This window comes from Enterococcus sp. DIV1375a, assembly GCF_051712205.1.
GTDB classification, from domain to species: domain Bacteria; phylum Bacillota; class Bacilli; order Lactobacillales; family Enterococcaceae; genus Enterococcus; species Enterococcus faecalis.
In genome coordinates, this window is sequence record NZ_JBIOOM010000001.1 from 2,007,298 (window position 1) to 2,026,601 (window position 19,304).

A 19,304-nucleotide genomic window follows, 5' to 3' on the forward strand; every position below is an offset into this window, starting at 1 on the left:
ACATCTTAAAAATTATCCTTTGACAGCAACTGCTTCAATTTCAAATAAACCATCTTTTGGCAACTTGGCTACTTCTACACAAGAACGTGCAGGCAAAACTTCTGAAAAGTAATTCCCATAGATTTCGTTAATTTTGCTAAAATCAGACATATGTTGTAAAAACACCGTTGTTTTCACAACATTATCATAGGTCATCTCGACCTCTTTTAAAATCGAACCTAAATTGATAAAAGCTTGTTTTGCTTGTTCTTCCACTGTAGTCTTCATTTCGCCCGATTGCGGATCTAATCCTAGTTGTCCAGAAATGTACAACGTATTTCCCGCTAAGACAGAATGTGAATAAGGACCTACAGCAGCTGGTGCCTGTGCAGAATTAATCATTTTGTTTGTCATCGTTTTCCTCCATTCTATGATTCTTTATTTTCAATTAAAGTCCCTGTTTTTCCAGATAATCCTTCTTTGGCTTTTTCTAATAACGTAATCAATGTTTTTCGACCTGGCTTAGATTCAGCAAACTTAATCGCTGCTTCAACTTTTGGTAACATTGAACCTGGAGCAAACTGACCTTCTTGCGCATATTGTTTCATTTTTTCTGTTGAAATATTCCCTAAGGCTTCTTGATTTTCTTTACCAAAATTAATACAAACTTTTTCAACTGCTGTTAAAATCACGAGCAGATCAGCATCTACTTGTTCAGCTAGTCGTTCACTACAAAAATCTTTGTCGATGACTGCATTTACCCCTTTCAGTCGGTTCCCTTCTTGAATGACTGGGATGCCACCACCGCCGCCAGCAATGACTGTTTGGCCAGCGTCAACCAATGTTTGAATCGTGAGAAGTTCGACAATATTTTTGGGTTTAGGGGAAGCGACGACTTGGCGGTAACCACGGCCAGCATCTTCCATCACTTGTATATTTTTTTCTTTGACTAATTGTTCTGCTTCTTCTTTTGTCATGAAGCGGCCAATTGGTTTCGTTGGTTTTTTGAACGCCGGATCATTTTCATCCACGACCACTTGAGTGACTATGGTGGTGACGGCTTTACTTATATTTCGCTGACGCAACTCTTCTTGTAGCGCATTCTCTAAATCATAGCCAATGTAACTTTGACTCATGGCTACGCACATGGATAACGGAACAACTGGATATTGTGGATTATTAAAGGAAAATTCTTCCATAGCTAATTGAATCATCCCCACTTGAGGACCATTGCCATGAGATAAAATAACTTCATATCCTGCTTCAATCAAATCTGCAATCGCTTTGGAGGTCTGTTTTACGGCAGTCATCTGCTCCGTCAAATTATTTCCTAAAGCATTGCCACCTAAAGCTACTACGACGCGTTTGCCCATTGCTTCACCTCATTTTCTGTTTTATAAAAAGGACGATGCTTTTTCTTTTTCACAACGAGTTTTCGTATTAACTGTCTGTTGTCGTTGCATGAAGTCAACGCACATGACTAAGCGTTCTTGACTCGAGACAATCACACATTCATGAATAGACTTGGGAAGGTCTTATTTGTTCATGTTGAAGAGGCAACTTCTAATGATTCATTGTGTAAAGAAAAAGCATCTGTCTTCATGCCAAATTCATTATTTTACTTCTCTTGGTATCGCTTTATCCGCTAAGTCTGTTAAGGTTTTTTGCGGATTTTTTACTTTACTTAAGAAAATCATAGCCGCAATAACATACGGTTTGTAGCTAGCTTCTTTGTAAAGTTCGACCCGATAACGATCGAAAACAGAAGCTTCCACTTCGCCTTCTTCACAACTAACGCCAGTAATATCAGCTGGTAGACAATGCATATACAAAGCTTTGCCGTCTTTTGTTGTTTTCATCAATTCTTCTGTACATTCCCAATCTTTGTGCTTTTTATTTTGAGAAAGTAATTCTTGTTCTAATTGATCAATTCCTGCTTGGTCACCATTGCCATATAATTCAGTTCGCTTTTCCATTGCCGCAAAAGGTGCCCAGCTTTTCGGATAAACAACATCCGCATCTTTGAATGCTTCTGCCATACTATTCGTTTTAGTAAAGTTTCCACCAAATTCTGCTGCATTTTTCTTCGCAACTTCTTCTACTTCTGGCATAATTTCATAACCTTCTGGATGTGCTAAGACGACATCCATTCCTAAGCGGGTCATTAGACCAACAATTCCTTGAGGAACAGATAATGGTTTTCCATAAGATGGTGAATACGCCCAAGTCATGGCAACTTTTTTCCCTTTCAGGTTTTCAATGCCACCAAATTCATGAATTAAATGCAACGCATCCGCCATTGCTTGCGTCGGATGGTCAATATCACATTGTAAATTCACTAACGTTGGACGTTGTTCTAATACCCCATCTTTATATCCTTCTTGGACAGATTCTGATACTTCGTGCATGTAAGCATTGCCTTTACCAATGTACATGTCATCACGAATACCAATGATATCAGCCATAAAAGAAATCATGTTTGCTGTCTCACGAACAGTTTCTCCGTGAGAAATTTGACTTTTTCCTTCGTCTAAATCTTGAACTTCTAAGCCCAAAAGATTACACGCTGAAGCGAAACTAAAACGTGTTCTTGTAGAGTTGTCGCGGAATAAAGAAATCCCCAAGCCACTATCAAAGATTTTAGTTGAAATATTATTTTCTCTTAAATAGCGTAATGTATCGGCAACTGTGAAAACAGCTTCTAATTCATCTCTTGTTTTTTCCCAAGTTAGGAAAAAGTCATTTTCGTACATTTTTTCAAATTCTAATTTATCTAATTTCTCAATATATTCTTTAAACGTTTCCATTCCATCTGCTCCTTTTTTCTTGTCTAATAATCCTTTACTTAACCACAATAGACCGTTGGTAATGCCGCATAAACGGCTGCACAACGAACCAAATCATCTTTCCAAGTTTTTTCATTTGGTGCATGTGCTTGTGCTTCCGCCCCTGGCCCGAAACCAATACAAGGAATGCCATTACGTCCCATAATTGAAACGCCATTTGTTGAGAAGGTCCACTTATCTAACAATGGGCGTTCTTCACGCATTTCCACTGTTTCTACAGAGCCTTTCCGTGTTTCTCCATAGAGATTTTTATGCGTTTCCATCAAGGCTTTTGTTACATCATGATTTTCTGGAATTACCCACGTTGGGAAATAACATTCAATTTCATAAGTTAAATCAGTATAAGAAGGACGATCATAGTTGTACATTGAAACCGTCACATCATCTCCATATTTTTTAACAGCTGGTAAATTACGAATTTCTTCTAAACAACTTTCCCAAGTTTCTCCAGCTGTCATTCGACGGTCTAGTGAAACGGTACAGCCATCCGCAACAGCACACCGACTTGGTGAAGAATGGAAGATTTGCGAAACAGTCACCGTACCACGTCCTAAGAAACGGGCTTCTTGCCACTCTGGATTGTACTTAGGATCTAACATACGAACTAAACCACGAATCGCTGTGCTTTCTGTATCTCCATTGTTGTTTAAGGCACGAACATCTTGTAAGATATCCGCCATTTTGTAAATGGCATTATCTCCACGTTCTGGTGCTGAGCCATGACACGAAACGCCTTTGACATCAACTTTAATTTCCATTCGGCCTCGTTGACCACGATAAATCCCACCATCTGTTGGCTCTGTTGAAACAACAAATTCTGGACGGATACCGTCTTCTTTGATAATGTACTGCCAGCATAAACCGTCACAGTCTTCTTCTTGGACAGTAACTGTTACCAAAGCAGTGTATTTTTCTGATAATAGAACTAAATCTTTCATAATTTTAGCGCCATAAATAGCTGAAACAATCCCGCCTTCTTGGTCAGATGTACCGCGACCACCGATCTCAGTTTCTGTTTCATAACCATCGTAAGGATCAAATTTCCAGTTACTCATTTCACCAATTCCGACAGTATCCATGTGCCCATCAAAAGCAATTAATTTTTCACCAGACCCCATATAACCAAGTAAATTTCCTTGAGGATCAATGTCAATTTTATCGAAACCTAATTTTTCCATTTCGGCTTTTGCTCGCGCAATTTTGTTGCCTTCTTCTGCACTTTCTCCTGGAATTTTGACAAGGTCTCTTAAAAATTTGACCATATCTTCTCTGTAACCTTCTGCTGCTGCATTTACTGCATTAAAATCCATTCCTTTTACCTCCATAAAATTTTTTTATAATTGTCTGGATCAGTGTCCCCTTCGGTAGAAAACATTAAAACGTTTGACGTCTCATCCAGTTGCAATGCCTCACGTAATTCTTGATAGTCGGGATCTTGCATCACTGTAGCTACTAAGCCCATTGCTACTGCCCCAGATTCGCCTGATACAACTTGCGGATCCCCTTTTAATGGCGCGCCCAACATACGCATTCCTTTTTCAGAAACCCAATCTGGTGCTGAAACAAAGAAGGATGTATGATTTTTTAGAATATCAAAAGAAATCGTATTAGGTTCTCCACATGCTAGGCCAGCCATAATTGTCTGTAAATCACCATCGACAAAGCGAATTTCTCCGTCTTTTTTAATTGCTGATTGATATAAACAGTCAGCCGCCTGTGCCTCAACTACGACCATAATCGGTGGGTTTTCTGGAAAAGCATTAGCAAAATAACCAATCACCGCCCCAGCTAAACTGCCGACACCAGCTTGAACAAAAACATGACTAGGTCGTTCAGAGCCAAATTTTCTTAATTGTTGAGAGGCTTCTAACGCCATCGTTCCATATCCTTGCATAATCCAAGTTGGAATTTTTTCATATCCGTCCCAAGCGGTGTCTTGAACCATGACACCGTTTTCAGTTTCTTCGGCCATTTTATTAGCCATTCGCACACATTCATCGTAATTAACTTCTTCGATTGTGACGGTTGCGCCTTCTTTTTCAATATTTTCTTTTCTCGTCTGTGTTGAACCCTTTGGCATGAGTACAACTGATTTTTGACCTAATTTATTCGCAGCCCAAGCGACTCCTCGTCCATGGTTGCCATCAGTTGCTGTAAAAAACGTAGCTTGTCCAAAAGCTGATCGTAATTGATCAGAAGTTAATTCATCATATGTTAGTTCCGAAACATCTTTCTTTAATTTTTCGGCAATATAGTTAGCCATGGCAAACGAACCACCTAAGACTTTAAAAGCATTTAAACCAAAGCGATAAGATTCATCTTTAACAAAGAAATCATTTAACCCCAGATACGCGGCCATATGATTCAATTCTGCTAATGGTGTTTCTGAATACTGTGGAAAACTTTTGTGAAAAGCCAAAGCTTTCTCAATTTTTTCTTTAGACATCAGTGGTAAGTACTTATCCTCCGTCTTCGGCATTTCATTTGCTGTCCATTTAATTTTTTCCAAAAATACTTCTCCTCCTTCTATTTTTAAGTTGCTTTACGAAAAACAAATTTTCCTTGATTTGCCAAGATGACTTGCCCAGCTTCAGCAACTTTTTGACCTCTTAAATAAACCATTCGAGCCTGTCCTTGTGTTTCAAATCCTTCATACGGCGTATAATCGACATTTTGTAACTGCGTTCTCGCAGCAATCACGCCGGTTGTTCTAGGATCCCAAACAACTAAATCGGCATCACTGCCTTCTTGCACCACACCTTTTTGTGGATACATCGAGAATTGTTTAGCAATATTTTCAGAAAGCAGAGCAACCATTTTTTCCAAGGTGATTCGGCCCTTCGCCACACCTTCCGTGTAAATTAATTCTGGTCTCGTTTCAACACCTGGCATCCCATTGGGAATTTTACTAAAATCATCTTCGCCAACTGTTTTTTGTCCGTGAAAATTAAAACTGCAGTGATCTGTCGATATTGTATTGATTGCCCCCTCTTTAATCCCTTGCCACAAAGCCTGTTAATCCTCTCGTTTGCGTAGTGGCGGTGAGCAGACATATTTTGCTGCTTCAAAATTAGGCGCATCATACAAGTGATCATCTAGTAAAAGATATTGAGGGCAAGTTTCTACATAGACTGATTGTCCTCTTTGACGAGCCCGTTCCACCGCTTCTAATGATCGTTTTGTGCTTAAATGCACAATGTTAACCGGCAAATCAGCCATTTCCGCTATCATCAAATATCTTGCTACCGCTTCTGCTTCAACAGCCGCCGGTCTTGATAACGGATGATAGTGCGGGGTTAGCTTTCCTTGAGAAACATATGATTGGATTAATTCATCTACTAAATCACCATTTTCACAATGAACGCCTAACATTCCATTAACTTTTTTTATTTCTTTCATCGCTTCAAAAATTTCCGCATCTGTGGTCCGCAAGTTATCATAAGCCATATACATTTTGAAGGAAGTAATACCTGCAGCAATCATTTCCTGAATTTCAGCAGCTATCGTTGGGTTCCATTCGATCATGGACATATGGTAAGTATAATCACATGAACTCTTGCCTTCAGCCAATTGATTCCAAGTAGCTAAACAGTCTTTCAATGAGCCACCTTTATTAGGTGTAGCCATATCAATAACCGTAGTCGTACCTTTGGCCACCGCCGCTTGGCTGCCAGTAGTAAAGTTATCCGCCGTACTTAACGAACCTTTGCCATTATTTAATTCCAGATGCGTGTGCGCATCAATAAAGCCTGGTAATACATAACACCCCGTAACATCCTCAATCTGAGAATTTTCTACTGGTAAATTTGCCCCCATCTCTACAATTTGCTCGCCGTCAATTCGAATATCCAATTGACGACGATTATATGCAGATACGACGGTTCCACCTTTGAGCAGAATAGACATTTATTTATCCCCCAGTCGTAAATTTCCTTTTATGCTTGCATACAATAAGCATATTCTTCAATCATAGTTACCATTAATGCAATTAAATCTTCTGGTACATCTAATCCTTGATCTGTTAATTGAATTGTTGACACCGTTCCCCATAGACGCAGTAAACAAATTTTATCCACAGGATTTTGAACATAGAAACCTGAATTAGTACTGTCATAAAAATCAGCTTCACTGTTAAATAAGGTAAATTTGTCTTTGTAAGGGGCACTTGCATAAGGGCAAAATGTTTCACAGTTACCACATTCGTTACACATCCGATCAACATGGACAATTTGTGGTTTTCCTTCGACATACACAACAATATTTGCTCGGTTTGGACAGACATCCATACAAGATTCACAAATTGTGGAGCATTCTAAGCAACGACTAGCTTGACTACAAGACATCTCGTCTGTCACAAGGATACCCCGTTTGTTTCTAACAAATGCGACATCACTATTTAAATTATCTTTTTCATAGTGATGATTGTGGACAAGACAAATATTATTGGCCGCTTTGGTTGCATCAGCGATTGCTTCAACAATTGTAGCTGGTCCTAAATTAGCATCACCAATGACATAGACGCCTGGTATATTTGTTTCCAATGTTTCTTGATTTGAAACGACTTTCCCATAGTTGTCTGTGTGAATGCCTAATGCTTGGTAAAATTCTGTATCTACTTTTTCACCAACAGCGGCAATCACTGTATCAGCAGGAATATCAATCATTTCTCCTGTACCAATTGGTCGACGGCGTCCAGAGGCATCTCGTTCACCTAGGACCATTTTTTCACAAGTTAATTGTTGATTTTCATGTTTAATTGGCGAAAGTAATTCTAAAAAGTCAACGCCATCTTCTAAGGCTAAATAAAGTTCTTCTTCATCTGCTGGCATATTGCGTTTATTCCGACGATAAACCACTGAGACTTTTTTAACACCAGGTAATGTTGTGGCTGCACGAGCACAGTCCATAGCTGTATTTCCGCCACCAACGACGACAATCTGTTCTCCGTAAGGATTAATCGTTGGATTTTCTCGATTTGCTTTTAAAAATTCTAACGAGTTCAATGCTCGACCAGATTCTAAACGAAGGACCCCATGTTTCCATGCACCAATGGCATAAATAACATTCGTATAGCCTTGGTTTTTCAATTCTGCCAATGATGGTGCCTCTTGTCCTGTACGGAATTCGGCTCCCATAAATTCCGCTAACTGAATGTCTTTTTGAACAGATTCCATAGAAATTCGAAATTCTGGTACAATCTGGCTACAAACGCCCCCAATTGTCTCGGATTTTTCAAACACAGTAACAGGCATGCCTTCACGTGCTAATAAATACCCAGCAGAGATCCCTGCAGGGCCTCCACCCACAACAGCTGTTTTAGGTGCATTTTCTTTTGGCTGTGGCTTTTCTAGTGTCGTCAATAATTCATCATAAGCATGTTCAGCTGCTTCTAACTTCACTTCCCGAATATGAATAGATTCTTCATAAAATTGACGTGTACATTTAGTCATACAAGGATGTGCACAAATGGTTCCAGTAATAAAAGGCAATGGATTTTTATCGACAATTACTTGCAAGGCCTTTAAATAATTACCTTCACTTACATAACGAAGGTAAGCAGGAATATCCTGATTGATTGGACAACCACCGTCACTTCGACAAGGAGCAATATAACAATCTGTTAACGGAACTGTTTTTCTTAGTTTGGTACTTTCTGGTAATTTAATTGATTTTTGGTAACGAGCTTGTGTTTTAGCTTTCTCAACAACTTGGGCTAATTTATTCAAGTTGACATGAACCATCTGAGGATATTCTGCTGCGCTTAATACATTAGCAACTTGATTCATTCGTTGATAGCCACCGGGTTTCAACAGCGTCGTTGCCATAGTGATTGGCCAAATCCCAGCATCAAATATTTCTTTACTATTGAAAATATCTGCACCGCCAGAATAAGAAATTTGTAGTTTCCCATCAAATGCTTCTGATAATTTTTGTGCCAATGAAATACTAAGAGGAAATAGCGAACGTCCTGACATGTACATTTCATCACCAGGTAATTCATTTGCTGCAATCGTTACCGGGAAAGTGTTCGTAATTTTAACTCCGAAGCTTAGATTTTTACTATTGGCTAATAATTGTAGACGTTGTAACATCGGTACTGCTTCTTCAAATTGTAAATCTTCTTTAAAATGGTGATCGTCAAAAACCATATAATCAAACCCTAGCTCATCCATCGTTTGACGCGCATATTCATAACCTAACATGGTTGGATTACATTTAATAAAGGAATGGAGCCCTTTTTCACTTAATAAATAGGCCGCAATTCGTTCAATTTCGTCTGATGGACAACCGTGTAAAGTCGACAGCGTAATAGAATGACAGACTTTAGGACTAATTGCTTCGATATATAAGTCATCTACTTTTTTAAAATAAGATAGATATTTTTTGGCAGCTGCTTGGCATTCCGCCCAAATCGGCGTTCCTTCTGCGTTCTGCATTTCGTTAATATAACGATCAATTTTTGGTGATTGAATCCCTGCCAAATCATAGCCAACACTCATGTTAAAAATGAAACCATTCGGGTCACCTAGCTCAAACTCTTTACTCAGTAACTTCAAAACAAACCATGCTTTGACGTATTCATCATAAGCTTGGGGAACGCGCAATTCTGTGGACCACTCAACGTTGTAACATTCATCCGCTGCTGCGATACATGGTTTACTCACTGGTAAATCTTCTCCATCCAGTATCTGGACTGTCTTAACTTCAAAAAAACGAGAACCTGTTAAATAGGCCGCAATAATATTTTGTGCTAATTGTGTATGAGGACCTGCTGCTGGACCACAAGGGGTTTCCATTTTTTCTCCAAATAACGGAATCGTTTTTGTAGGATCCGCATGATAAAATTTACGAATGCCAAAAATTGTGCCATCTTGTTGATACTCACTAAAAATCCAATTTAATAAAGCCTCAATTGAGATGGGATGCATAATATCACTCATTAACGTCACTCCTTTTATTTATAATGAAAGCTATTGATTTACTCGTTTCCAGAAAGATTGTGCTTGCGTTTGCACATCATGCCAAACTTTCTCTTCATCAATTCCTTGAACTTCACGATTACGCATCCGAATTTCTCCATTAATCACCGTGTCAGTGACCATCCCACCATTCATGCCGAATAAAATGTGCATGTTATAATTCTCTTTTGTCATTGGTGTCGGGCCATGATAATCAACAATAATGACGTCTGCTGCTGCATCAGGTTCTAAAACACCTAGCTTTGTTTTAAAATAGCGATTAGCCATTTGCGGATTATTATCAAACAGCATTGCAGGAATTTCTGCCCAAGCAGCATTTGGATCAGCTAAATGATGTTTGTGGATAACATTTCCTACCTTATAAGATTCCGTCATATCATTCGTATAACCATCTGTGCCAAGACCCATCAAAATACCATACTCATTAAACATACGCATCGCAGGTGGGCAGCCGACCGCATTCCCCATATTCGACTCTGGATTCGTGACCACCATTGTGTCTGTTTCTCTTAGTAATTCCATCTCATGAGGGCCAATATGGATGCAATGGCCTGCCATTGTCTGTTTTCCTAAAATTCCTAAATCAAATAATCGGTTCACAATCGGCTTCCCATATTTTTTCAAAGAATCATGAACATCGGCTAAATCTTCTGCAATATGAATATGATAACCAATCCCATCTGGCGTATTGGCTGCACATAATTCTAAAGAAGCATCTGATAAAGTAAAGGCTGCATGCATACCCATCATCGCTTTTTGCATATCATCATTTCTTAAGGAACTGGCTTTAATAAAGGCGGCATTTTCTTGAACTGCTTCCCGCATTTTCTGCTCACCATCGCGATCAGAAACTTCATAACAAAGGCAGGTCCGAATCCCTAACTCGTCCGCTGCATTAGATAATTGGGTTAAACTCCCTGTAATTTCTCCGTAACTAGCATGATGATCAAAGACAGTTGTAACACCGTTGCGAATACTATCTAAATAAGCAACCTTACCACTTTGATAAGTGTCTTCTAATGTCAATGCACGATCAATTCGCCACCATTGATCTACCAAAATATCCATGAAATTTTTAGGATGATAATTCGTTAAACTTAACCCACGTGCAAAGGTACTATAAATATGATTGTGCATGTTAATAAAGCCTGGCATAATCACTCCACCTTTAGCATCAATAAATGTCGCTTCTGGATAAGCTTGTTTTAATTCTTCTGTCGTTCCGACTTGTTTCACAACTTGACCATCAATCGCCACACACCCATTTTCAAAAAAATGATTCTGCGCATCCCGAGTGATTAAACGCCCATTTCCAATTAATAACATGTATTCTCCTCCTATTTTTCAACCTATTCCCCACAAGTGGCAAACGCTTACAAATCAATCGCTCAATCATTCACGAATATAGCTTGATTAGCTTTGCTAATCTACATTCCTTACGAAAAGCATTTGAAGCGCTTGCATTTTTTTACTAACGAACTCATTAACTTAATTAAAGTATATCACCTTACCTTAAAAAAAACAATGCTACCTAAAAAATATTTTTTAGAATTTTGACAGCCGTTATCTTGTATTATTATTTTTATCATGCTATCATTATTTTTCAGAACAGGTAGTATGCGACATTAAAGGATTTAGCCCTGCCTATTCCATTTAAAAATATTATGTTAAATTTGACACAATCTTATAAAAACTGTTTGTGCCAGGCACATTAGAAAGGAGCTTATTTATGTTATCCGACGAAAAACTTACTTTTTTAACACAAATTGCTAAAGGTTTAGCTGGTCAATTTGGTGAAAACTGCGAAGTCGTTATCCACCAAATCAATGAAGACAATATTAACAATTCTATTGTTTCCATTGAAAATGGTCATGTCTCTTCTCGTCATCTGGGCGATGGACCTTCTCAAGTAGTCTTAGAAGCCTTAAAAAAAGACCCTAGTGAGTTGAATGATCATATTAACTATCTGACCCGCACCCATGATGGTCGTATTTTAAAATCTAGTACAATGTATTTTAAAGATGAGAATGGTCAACTCGATGGTATTTTTGCTATTAACTACGACATCACTACATTGATTGCTGCAGAGTCGAACTTAAAATCTTTGATTTCCACTGCAGAACCTGAAGAAGATAAAGACCCTGATTACATTCCTCAGGATGTTAATGAGTTGTTAGACGATTTAATTCACGAATCAGTCAAATTAGTTGGCAAGCCGGTCCCATTAATGACGAAGGACGATAAAATCAAGTGTATTCAATTTTTAAATAATAAAGGCGCCTTCTTAGTCACTAAATCTGGGGACAAAGTTTCTAACTTCTTCAATATTTCTAAATATACGCTATACAGTTATATTGATGCGAAATAAAAATGGAAATCGATGGACGATTTGTTGTTAAGACAAGTCGTCTATTCTCTTTTTTCCTTCACTATTCTACTTTTTCTAAAAGACTTTTTAAATAATAGTAAGAAAAAGTAAAAGGAATTAATTTTTTATTTTAGTTATGGTATGATAGATTGAGTTTAATTTAAAATAACTAAAAATTAAAGATATAGAAATTGGGGGACAACAAATGGGGATTCGAAGTCATTTAGCAATTGCTGCAGGAAAAACTTCGCAATGGGTTTTACAAACATTTTTTAAAGGCGGCAGTAGCTACCCAGGGAAATTAGCCCTAAAAATCGATCCTAAAATTTTAGATACATTGGCAAAAGACTATGAAATTGTCGTAGTCACTGGAACGAACGGCAAAACATTGACAACTGCTTTAACTGTTAACATTTTACGCCAAGAATTTGATGAGGTATTAACAAATCCAACGGGTGCTAACATGGAGCAAGGAATTGTCTCTACTTTTTTAAATGCCAAGGCGAAAAAAGGGCAAAAGAAATTTGCGGTTTTAGAAATTGATGAAGCAAGTTTAAGCCGTGTCACTAAATATATTCAACCAAAATTATTTGTTTTTACGAATATTTTCCGCGACCAAATGGATCGCTATGGTGAAATTTATACGACGTATCGCTTAATTATGGAAGGCGCCGCCGCTGCTCCTGAAGCAACTATTTTGTGCAATGGTGACTCGCCAATTTTTAATTCAAAAGAAACTGTAAATCCTCGCAAATACTATGGATTTAATCATTTACCACCGAAAGAGCAATTAGCACATTACAATACAGATGGGGTTTTATGTCCAAAATGTAATCATATTCTTCATTATAAAATGATTACGTATGCTAATTTAGGTGATTACTATTGCCCAAATTGTGGCTTCAAACGCCCTGAATTGGATGTGCAGTTAACGGAAATGGTCCGGATGGATAATACATCTGCTGATTTTGTGATTGATGGCGAAGAATACGGCATTGCTGTTGGTGGGATGTATAATGTTTATAATGCGCTAGCGGCCACAGCGGTAGCAGAATACTATCAGGTGGCACCAGATAAAATCCGAGCAGGTTTAGCTTATGATGAAAAAGTTTTTGGGCGTCAAGAAACTATTAAAGTTGGCGATAAAGAATGTACATTAGTTTTAGTAAAAAATCCCGTTGGTTTAAATCAGGTCATTGATATGATGGGCTTAGCCCCTTACTCTTTCTCGCTGGTTTCATTATTAAATGCCAATTATGCAGATGGAATTGATGTCAGTTGGATTTGGGATGGTAATCATGAAGCCTTTGCTGATATGGACATTCCAAAAGTAATTGCTGGCGGTGATCGCCATGAAGATATGGCCTTGCGTTTAAAAGTTGCAGGTATTCCTGAAGAAAAATTACTAGAAATTGCTGATTTGGAGCAAGTAATTTCAGAAATTAAAAGGTTGCCGACAGATCATGTCTATATTTTGGCAACCTATACTGCTGTTTTGCAATTAAGAAAATCATTAACAGCCCAAGGGTATATTCAAGGGGGAATGAATGGTGTCTAAAGAATTAGTCGTTTGTCATTTATATGGCAACTTATTAAATACTTACGGAGATAACGGAAATTTATTGATGCTTAAATATTTAACCGAAAAAATGGGCGTTACCTTCCGATCAGAAATTATCAGTATCTACGAACCGTTTGATCCCAAAAAATATGATTTAGTCTTTGTTGGTGGCGGTCAAGACTTCGAGCAACTGATCATCTCAGAAGACATTCAGAATAAAAAAGAAGCTTTGACTTCTTATATTGAAAATGACGGCGTCTTGTTAGCTATCTGTGGTGGTTATCAACTTCTAGGACATTACTATGTCGGCGCACAAGGCGAAAAAATTAAAGGAATCGGTGCGTTAGATCATTACACTTTGAGCCAAGACAACAATCGTTTCATTGGTGATATCGAAATTTATAATGAAGAATTTGATGAAACGTATTATGGTTTTGAGAATCATAACGGCATGACTTTTTTAGGCGAAGGTGAACGACCTTTAGGAACAGTCAAACAAGGCAAAGGCAATAACGGTCAAGATAATGGCGAAGGCGTTGTCTATAAAAATGTGTTTGGCTCCTACTTCCACGGTCCAATCTTAGCACGCAACAAAAATCTAGGGATTCGGTTAATTCGGACCGCTTTAGAGAAAAAATATGGTGAACCGATCGCTATTCCTGAAACGCTTTATAAATAAAAGAAGAATCTAGTTCCTACATATAGGACTAGATTCTTTTTCATTTCTCCGACAACTATTTACATCTTTACAAAATATAGTAAGATAAAGAGGTGCATTTAAAATCGAGAATTTCTCGGACTGGTTCGGAAACTTCCCAGAATAAAAAACTAAGTATCTCTCAATACTAACTCAAGTCATAGCTTTTTTAACAAGAGTTATCATTTGCAGTTAACGAAAAAGGAGGATTGGAAAAAATGCAAAAAGTAATTATTGATTGTGATCCTGGAATTGATGACACGCTTGCTCTCTTGTATGCACTTGCTTCACCAGAGCTAGATGTCCAAGCGATTACAGTTGTTTGCGGAAATGTCCCTGTTGAGATTGGCGTGGAAAATGTTTTTAAATGTTTGGAAAAAGTTAATCGCTTAGATATTCCTGTCTACCAAGGGGCTGCTAGCCCTTTAAAACGGCCATTTGTTAGTGCACAAGATACACATGGCATGGATGGTTTAGGTGAAACATATTTCCCCAGAACTAGCAAAATTCAAGCACAAGCGCTTTCCGCTGCTGACTATTTAGCACAAACCTTTCAACAAGCTACCGATTGCTCAATCATTGCCCTTGGTCCTTTAACAAATATTGCTTTGGCTTTAAAAAAAGAACCTCTTCTGGGGCGAAATCTTCAACGTTTTGTCTCAATGGGTGGTACCTTTAAAAGCCACGGCAATTGCTCTCCTGTTGCAGAATTTAATTATTGATGTGATCCTGATGCAGCAGCTTGGGTTTTTGAGAAATTAGGTGCAAAAATCGAAATGGTCGGCTTAGATGTCACACGAGAAATTGTTTTTACACCAATAATTCTCAATTATTGCCAACGACTCAACCCCAAAATGGGGAATTACCTCGCTGAGATTACTCAATTTTATTTTGATTTTCATTGGAAATATGAACGTATTTTAGGGTGTGTTATCAACGATCCCTTAGCGGTTGCTTATTTTATTGATCCTACGCTCTGCCAAGGCTTTTCCAGTTACGGACAAATTGTTCCTGACGGCATTGCTATGGGGCAATCAATGATCGATCAGTATCATTTCCAGCAGCAACCAGCTAATTGTCATGTCTTGACTACGGTTGATAGTCAACAGTTTTTCGTGAAGTTTCTATCCATTCTTTTAAATGTACAAATAGATGAGATCGAAAGAGATTTCAAAAATTTAAGGATGGGACAACCATGAAAAAAATAACACCACGAATCATTACAATTATCGCTTTTAGTGTTGCTTTAAATTACCTTGGCAGTACCATTGCGTTACTCCTTCGTTTACCAATTTATCTTGATAGCGCGGGAACTATTTTTACAGGTGCGTTATTAGGCCCACTCTTTGGCGCACTGACAGGTATTTTAACAAGTCTACTAACTGGATTGACAACGGATATCTTTTCTCTGTATTATTCACCTGTCCAACTCTGCACAGGAATTTTAGCAGGCTTGCTCCTTCATCAGCAGTTAAAAGTAACCAAATTACCATTTAAAACGTTGTGGTTAACGATACCAGGAACAGTGATTTCTTCCTTAATCACAGTTTGTTTATTTGGTGGAATTACTTCTGCTGGCTCCAGCATAATTGTCCAATTTTTATATGGTTTAGGCTTCAATCAGTTAGCAAGCGTCCTGTTGGTTCAATTGATAACAGATTACGGGGATCGTCTGCTATCAGTCATCATCGTCACAGCTGTTATCGCTGCCTTACCTAAACGTTCCTTTATAACAAAATAAACTGTTTTAATGCCAAAAAATGAGGAAATCATCTGTTGATGATCTCCTCATTTTTTTAGCGACTGCCAGGTTCTGAAGCTATAATCGTTAAATCACCTTCAAAACGCCAGCTCGGAATATCTGTTGGAAAGATAAAGCTATCGCCTTTTTTCAAATCAAAAGTAGCTACATCTGCTTTTGCAGCATCTTCTGTAATCAATCGACCCACACCTTCAATAACTGTTGCTAATGTATAAGGTGCTTGTTTTTTGACTTTTAGAATTCCACTGACACGCCACTCATAGACATTAAAGAAATCTGTTTTTACATAAGTAACAATGCTTGATTGTCCTTGATTTTCTTGTTGAATAGAGAGGTCAGGATCCTTTGCCGGAACGGTTGTCACATCAATGGATTGTTGAATATGCAATTCCCGGGTCTTTCCTTGATCATCTGTTCGATCATAATCATAAACCCGATACGTAGTATCACTGCTTTGTTGCGTTTCTAAAATTAAAATACCCGAGCCGATGGCATGAATAGTGCCGCTTGGTACATAATAAAAATCGCCTTTTTTCACTGGTACTTTTCTTAAAAGATCGTCCCAACGACCTTCTTCAATCATTTCAGCTAGTTCTTCTTTTGTTTTCGCGTGATGTCCATAAATGATTTCAGCGCCAGGTTCTGCATCAATAATGTACCAACATTCAGTTTTGCCTAGCTCGCCTTCATGTTTTTGACCATATGCATCATCAGGATGAACTTGCACGGATAAATCATCTTCAGCATCTAAAATTTTCGTTAATAATGGAAAGACAGCGCCACCTGCATGGCCGAATAACTCTTGATGGTCTGCCCACAATTCATCTAATTTTTTTCCTTTAAATTCGCCATTTAAAACAGTACTAACGCCATGTGGATGTGCACTGATTGCCCAATCTTCACCAATTTTATCGCTCGGTAAATCGAAACCAAATAGCGTGTGTAGACGATTGCCGCCCCAAATTTTTTCTTGAAAAACAGGTTGTAAAAATAATGGTTCTTGCATTGACTGTGACCTCCCAAATTGAATTCGCTCTCATTATATCACTAAAAACTAGTCATTTCATCTGAAACTGATGATTTCTCTTTTAAATAGGTTGCCAACAACTGATCTCTTTCTTCGATATAAGTATTCCGGTGGTCCTCTGGATGGACTCGATTAGATAAAAAGATAAACGCTGATTGTTGTCGCACATCAATTAGCAAAAAAGTGCCTGTATAGCCTGTATGGAATAATAATGGCCGTTGCGTAGCTACATCATATTTAAAATCCCAGCCTAGAGAACGTGGTTTATCTGCAGCTGGCACTTGGTTAACTAGTAACAAATCAATTGTCTCTTTTTTCAAGAATTGGTGATTGTGATAACTGCCTCGATTTAAATACATTCGAACAAATTTTGTTAAATCATAGACATTGCTAAACAAGCCAGCATTCCCTGCATGTTCCCGTAAAACAAATGCCTTAGGATCATGGGTTGTACCTCGAATCAACCCTCTTTGTTCATGTAATTCTGTTGGCACACAGTTTAAAGGATTCTTTGGTAGAAACGTACTTTCGTTCATCCCTAAAGGAAGCAATACTCGCTCAGATAAAATTTCTATCATTGATTGCTGGAACATTTCTTCTAACATAAAGCCTAATAAAATAGTCCCTGCATCTGTATAAACAACTTTTTTACCTATCGCTTTGCCTACGTGAAATGAATGATTGTAGGCGTCTTTTAATTCTTGGGCATTTAGCTGATCACGATTAGGAATATAGCCTTGTAAATCTGCCGTATGTGTCAACAAATGCCGGATTGTAATATTAGAATCTTGAAAAGAGGGATAATAAGTTTGTAATGATTGATCTAGAATAATTTTTCCTTCTTCCACTAATTGCAAAATAACGGTGGTGGTGCCGACTACTTTGGTTAAAGAAGCCACATCAAACAGCATGGCCAAGGTTAATTGTTCTTTAGTGGGTTTTATTTGTGCGAGTCCCCAACAATTGCTCTCCTCTTTTTCACCTTCAATGAAACAAAAACTAGCGCCCGAAAAAACACCTTTTTTCATCATTTTTTGAATTTTCCACTTTGTTTTTTCGTACATTTTTTCACCTACTATTTTTAATATTAAAGGAAAAGTCTAGAATAAGTTCCGAACAAAAGTAGCGTTAAACTTTTATTCCGACTTTATTCCAGACTTGCTAAAACAAGCTTATTTTGTCTGTCTAAGCGTTTATTTTAAGACAAACCACCATTCCAAGCCAATTGGATCAAACACAGTGACAATTGCTTTTTTCTGGTCAATAAAGAACTCTTGATTTTTTGCCGTTAATTGTTGCTCTATTGCTAAAATATGGTCTTGATCAGAGAGCTTAATGGTAAAGAAATCTAAACCTAAGTGTGGATCAGGTAATTGATCCACTTCACTTGTTTCAGGTTTTTGGAATCCAATAGTTGCTTTGCCATCTTCTAAAACAAATTGATCTTTTTCATTGCGTTTTAAACCCAGAACTTCCTCATAGTATGCTTTTATTTCTTTTTGATTGTTTGTTTTTAATTGCACATGCGCTAAATATGAGCCAGCGGCTAACCCTTGATGTGGCTCTAAGTCCTCACTGATAAGATCTTTAAGCACAATTGGTTGCTTTTCAGAAGTCGAATTTGCTGTTGCTTCATCGTGAAAAATCTCAAATTGATTGCCTTCAAGATCAGTAATGAACATGCTTTGTCGTGTGCCAATTTGGAAACTTTCATCAATTGGGTAGTCTTGTTCAAGCACTCGTTGAGCAATTTGTAAAAATTCTTTTTCCGTAGGAACTTTAATTGAAAAATAAGCCATTTGTTTTTCTTCATTATGAAAATCTTCGGCTTTTCTAGTTTCTTCTAAAATTAATAATTGCGTTCCTGCTTCACGTGTACCCCAGATAGACAGGTTATTTTCTTCTGACTTTAAAACAAAACCCATTACTTTTTTATAAAAGTCGACCATTTCGCCAACTTTTTTCGCACGAATGGCAATTGTTTTTAATGTCGCAGCTTTTTCTAATTGAAATTCAGTCATTTTTTCTGTTACCTCCATTTTCTTCTCTCCCATTTTATACATCTCTTGCTATTTCATCAAGTA

14 protein-coding genes, 2 pseudogenes and 1 riboswitch are annotated in these 19,304 nt (G+C 37.9%); of the genes and pseudogenes, 5 read left to right on the forward strand and 11 right to left on the reverse strand.

From position 1 onward, the window contains the following. Positions 1-12: 12 nt before the first annotated feature. From IGJ63_RS09750 to ssnA, 8 genes and pseudogenes are all read right to left on the reverse strand, one after another. On the reverse strand, positions 13-393 hold the full coding sequence (locus tag IGJ63_RS09750) for a RidA family protein (RefSeq protein ID WP_002362244.1): 381 nt from the start codon (positions 391-393) through the stop codon (positions 13-15). Between the two features lie 14 nt (positions 394-407). Further along, positions 408-1,352 (reverse strand): carbamate kinase, encoded by a 945-nt coding sequence (gene arcC / locus IGJ63_RS09755; protein ID WP_002359647.1) that lies wholly within the window; start codon positions 1,350-1,352, stop codon positions 408-410. A 240-nt stretch (positions 1,353-1,592) separates the two neighbouring features. Beyond that, positions 1,593-2,786, reverse strand: a complete 1,194-nt coding sequence (gene ygeW / locus IGJ63_RS09760; RefSeq protein WP_010707240.1) for a knotted carbamoyltransferase YgeW — start codon at positions 2,784-2,786, stop codon at positions 1,593-1,595. A gap of 38 nt (positions 2,787-2,824) precedes the next feature. Next, positions 2,825-4,150, reverse strand: coding sequence for a YgeY family selenium metabolism-linked hydrolase (locus IGJ63_RS09765; protein WP_438746398.1), 1,326 nt, complete (start codon positions 4,148-4,150; stop codon positions 2,825-2,827). Continuing rightward, a complete protein-coding gene (dpaL, locus tag IGJ63_RS09770) occupies positions 4,141-5,334 on the reverse strand; it encodes a diaminopropionate ammonia-lyase (protein WP_002356589.1) in 1,194 nt (397 codons plus the stop codon). Before dpaL ends, IGJ63_RS09765 begins: the two co-directional genes overlap by 10 nt. Before the next feature lie 23 nt (positions 5,335-5,357). Continuing rightward, positions 5,358-6,731, reverse strand: a pseudogene (hydA, locus tag IGJ63_RS09775) (dihydropyrimidinase). A 29-nt stretch (positions 6,732-6,760) separates the two neighbouring features. Beyond that, positions 6,761-9,766: a putative selenate reductase subunit YgfK gene (gene ygfK / locus IGJ63_RS09780; protein ID WP_010823889.1), complete on the reverse strand. Its 3,006-nt coding sequence runs from the start codon at positions 9,764-9,766 to the stop codon at positions 6,761-6,763. 30 nt (positions 9,767-9,796) lie between these two features. After that, positions 9,797-11,131: a putative aminohydrolase SsnA gene (gene ssnA, locus IGJ63_RS09785; RefSeq protein ID WP_010823890.1), complete on the reverse strand. Its 1,335-nt coding sequence runs from the start codon at positions 11,129-11,131 to the stop codon at positions 9,797-9,799. 403 nt (positions 11,132-11,534) lie between these two features. On the opposite strand from ssnA, the gene IGJ63_RS09790 reads away from it, so the two are divergent. From IGJ63_RS09790 to IGJ63_RS09810, 5 genes and pseudogenes are all read left to right on the forward strand, one after another. After that, positions 11,535-12,173: a helix-turn-helix transcriptional regulator gene (locus IGJ63_RS09790; RefSeq protein ID WP_002381503.1), complete on the forward strand. Its 639-nt coding sequence runs from the start codon at positions 11,535-11,537 to the stop codon at positions 12,171-12,173. 205 nt (positions 12,174-12,378) lie between these two features. After that, positions 12,379-13,731, forward strand: a complete 1,353-nt coding sequence (locus IGJ63_RS09795; RefSeq protein ID WP_086318029.1) for a Mur ligase family protein — start codon at positions 12,379-12,381, stop codon at positions 13,729-13,731. Continuing rightward, positions 13,721-14,413: a type 1 glutamine amidotransferase gene (locus IGJ63_RS09800; protein ID WP_173951074.1), complete on the forward strand. Its 693-nt coding sequence runs from the start codon at positions 13,721-13,723 to the stop codon at positions 14,411-14,413. The genes IGJ63_RS09795 and IGJ63_RS09800 overlap by 11 nt, the downstream gene beginning before the upstream one ends. A 114-nt stretch (positions 14,414-14,527) precedes the next feature. After that, positions 14,528-14,572, forward strand: a riboswitch (PreQ1 riboswitch). 77 nt (positions 14,573-14,649) lie between these two features. Further along, a pseudogene (locus IGJ63_RS09805) lies at positions 14,650-15,630 on the forward strand (nucleoside hydrolase). Beyond that, complete coding sequence (locus IGJ63_RS09810) at positions 15,627-16,172, forward strand: ECF transporter S component (protein ID WP_002368898.1); 546 nt, start codon at positions 15,627-15,629, stop codon at positions 16,170-16,172. The pseudogene IGJ63_RS09805 and the gene IGJ63_RS09810 overlap by 4 nt, the downstream one beginning before the upstream one ends. 55 nt (positions 16,173-16,227) lie before the next feature. On the opposite strand, the gene manA is transcribed toward IGJ63_RS09810, so the two are convergent. From manA to IGJ63_RS09825, 3 genes are all read right to left on the reverse strand, one after another. Then, the gene (manA, locus tag IGJ63_RS09815) at positions 16,228-17,199 is read right to left on the reverse strand and encodes a mannose-6-phosphate isomerase, class I (protein WP_002356580.1); all 972 of its coding nucleotides are present in this window, start codon (positions 17,197-17,199) and stop codon (positions 16,228-16,230) included. A gap of 41 nt (positions 17,200-17,240) precedes the next feature. Then, positions 17,241-18,284 carry a serine hydrolase domain-containing protein gene (locus IGJ63_RS09820; RefSeq protein WP_438746402.1) on the reverse strand — a complete coding sequence of 348 codons (1,044 nt, stop codon included), beginning with the start codon at positions 18,282-18,284 and terminating at the stop codon, positions 17,241-17,243. Positions 18,285-18,413: 129 nt separating this feature from the next. Next, positions 18,414-19,283 carry a VOC family protein gene (locus IGJ63_RS09825; RefSeq protein WP_002356578.1) on the reverse strand — a complete coding sequence of 290 codons (870 nt, stop codon included), beginning with the start codon at positions 19,281-19,283 and terminating at the stop codon, positions 18,414-18,416. Positions 19,284-19,304 lie beyond the last annotated feature (21 nt).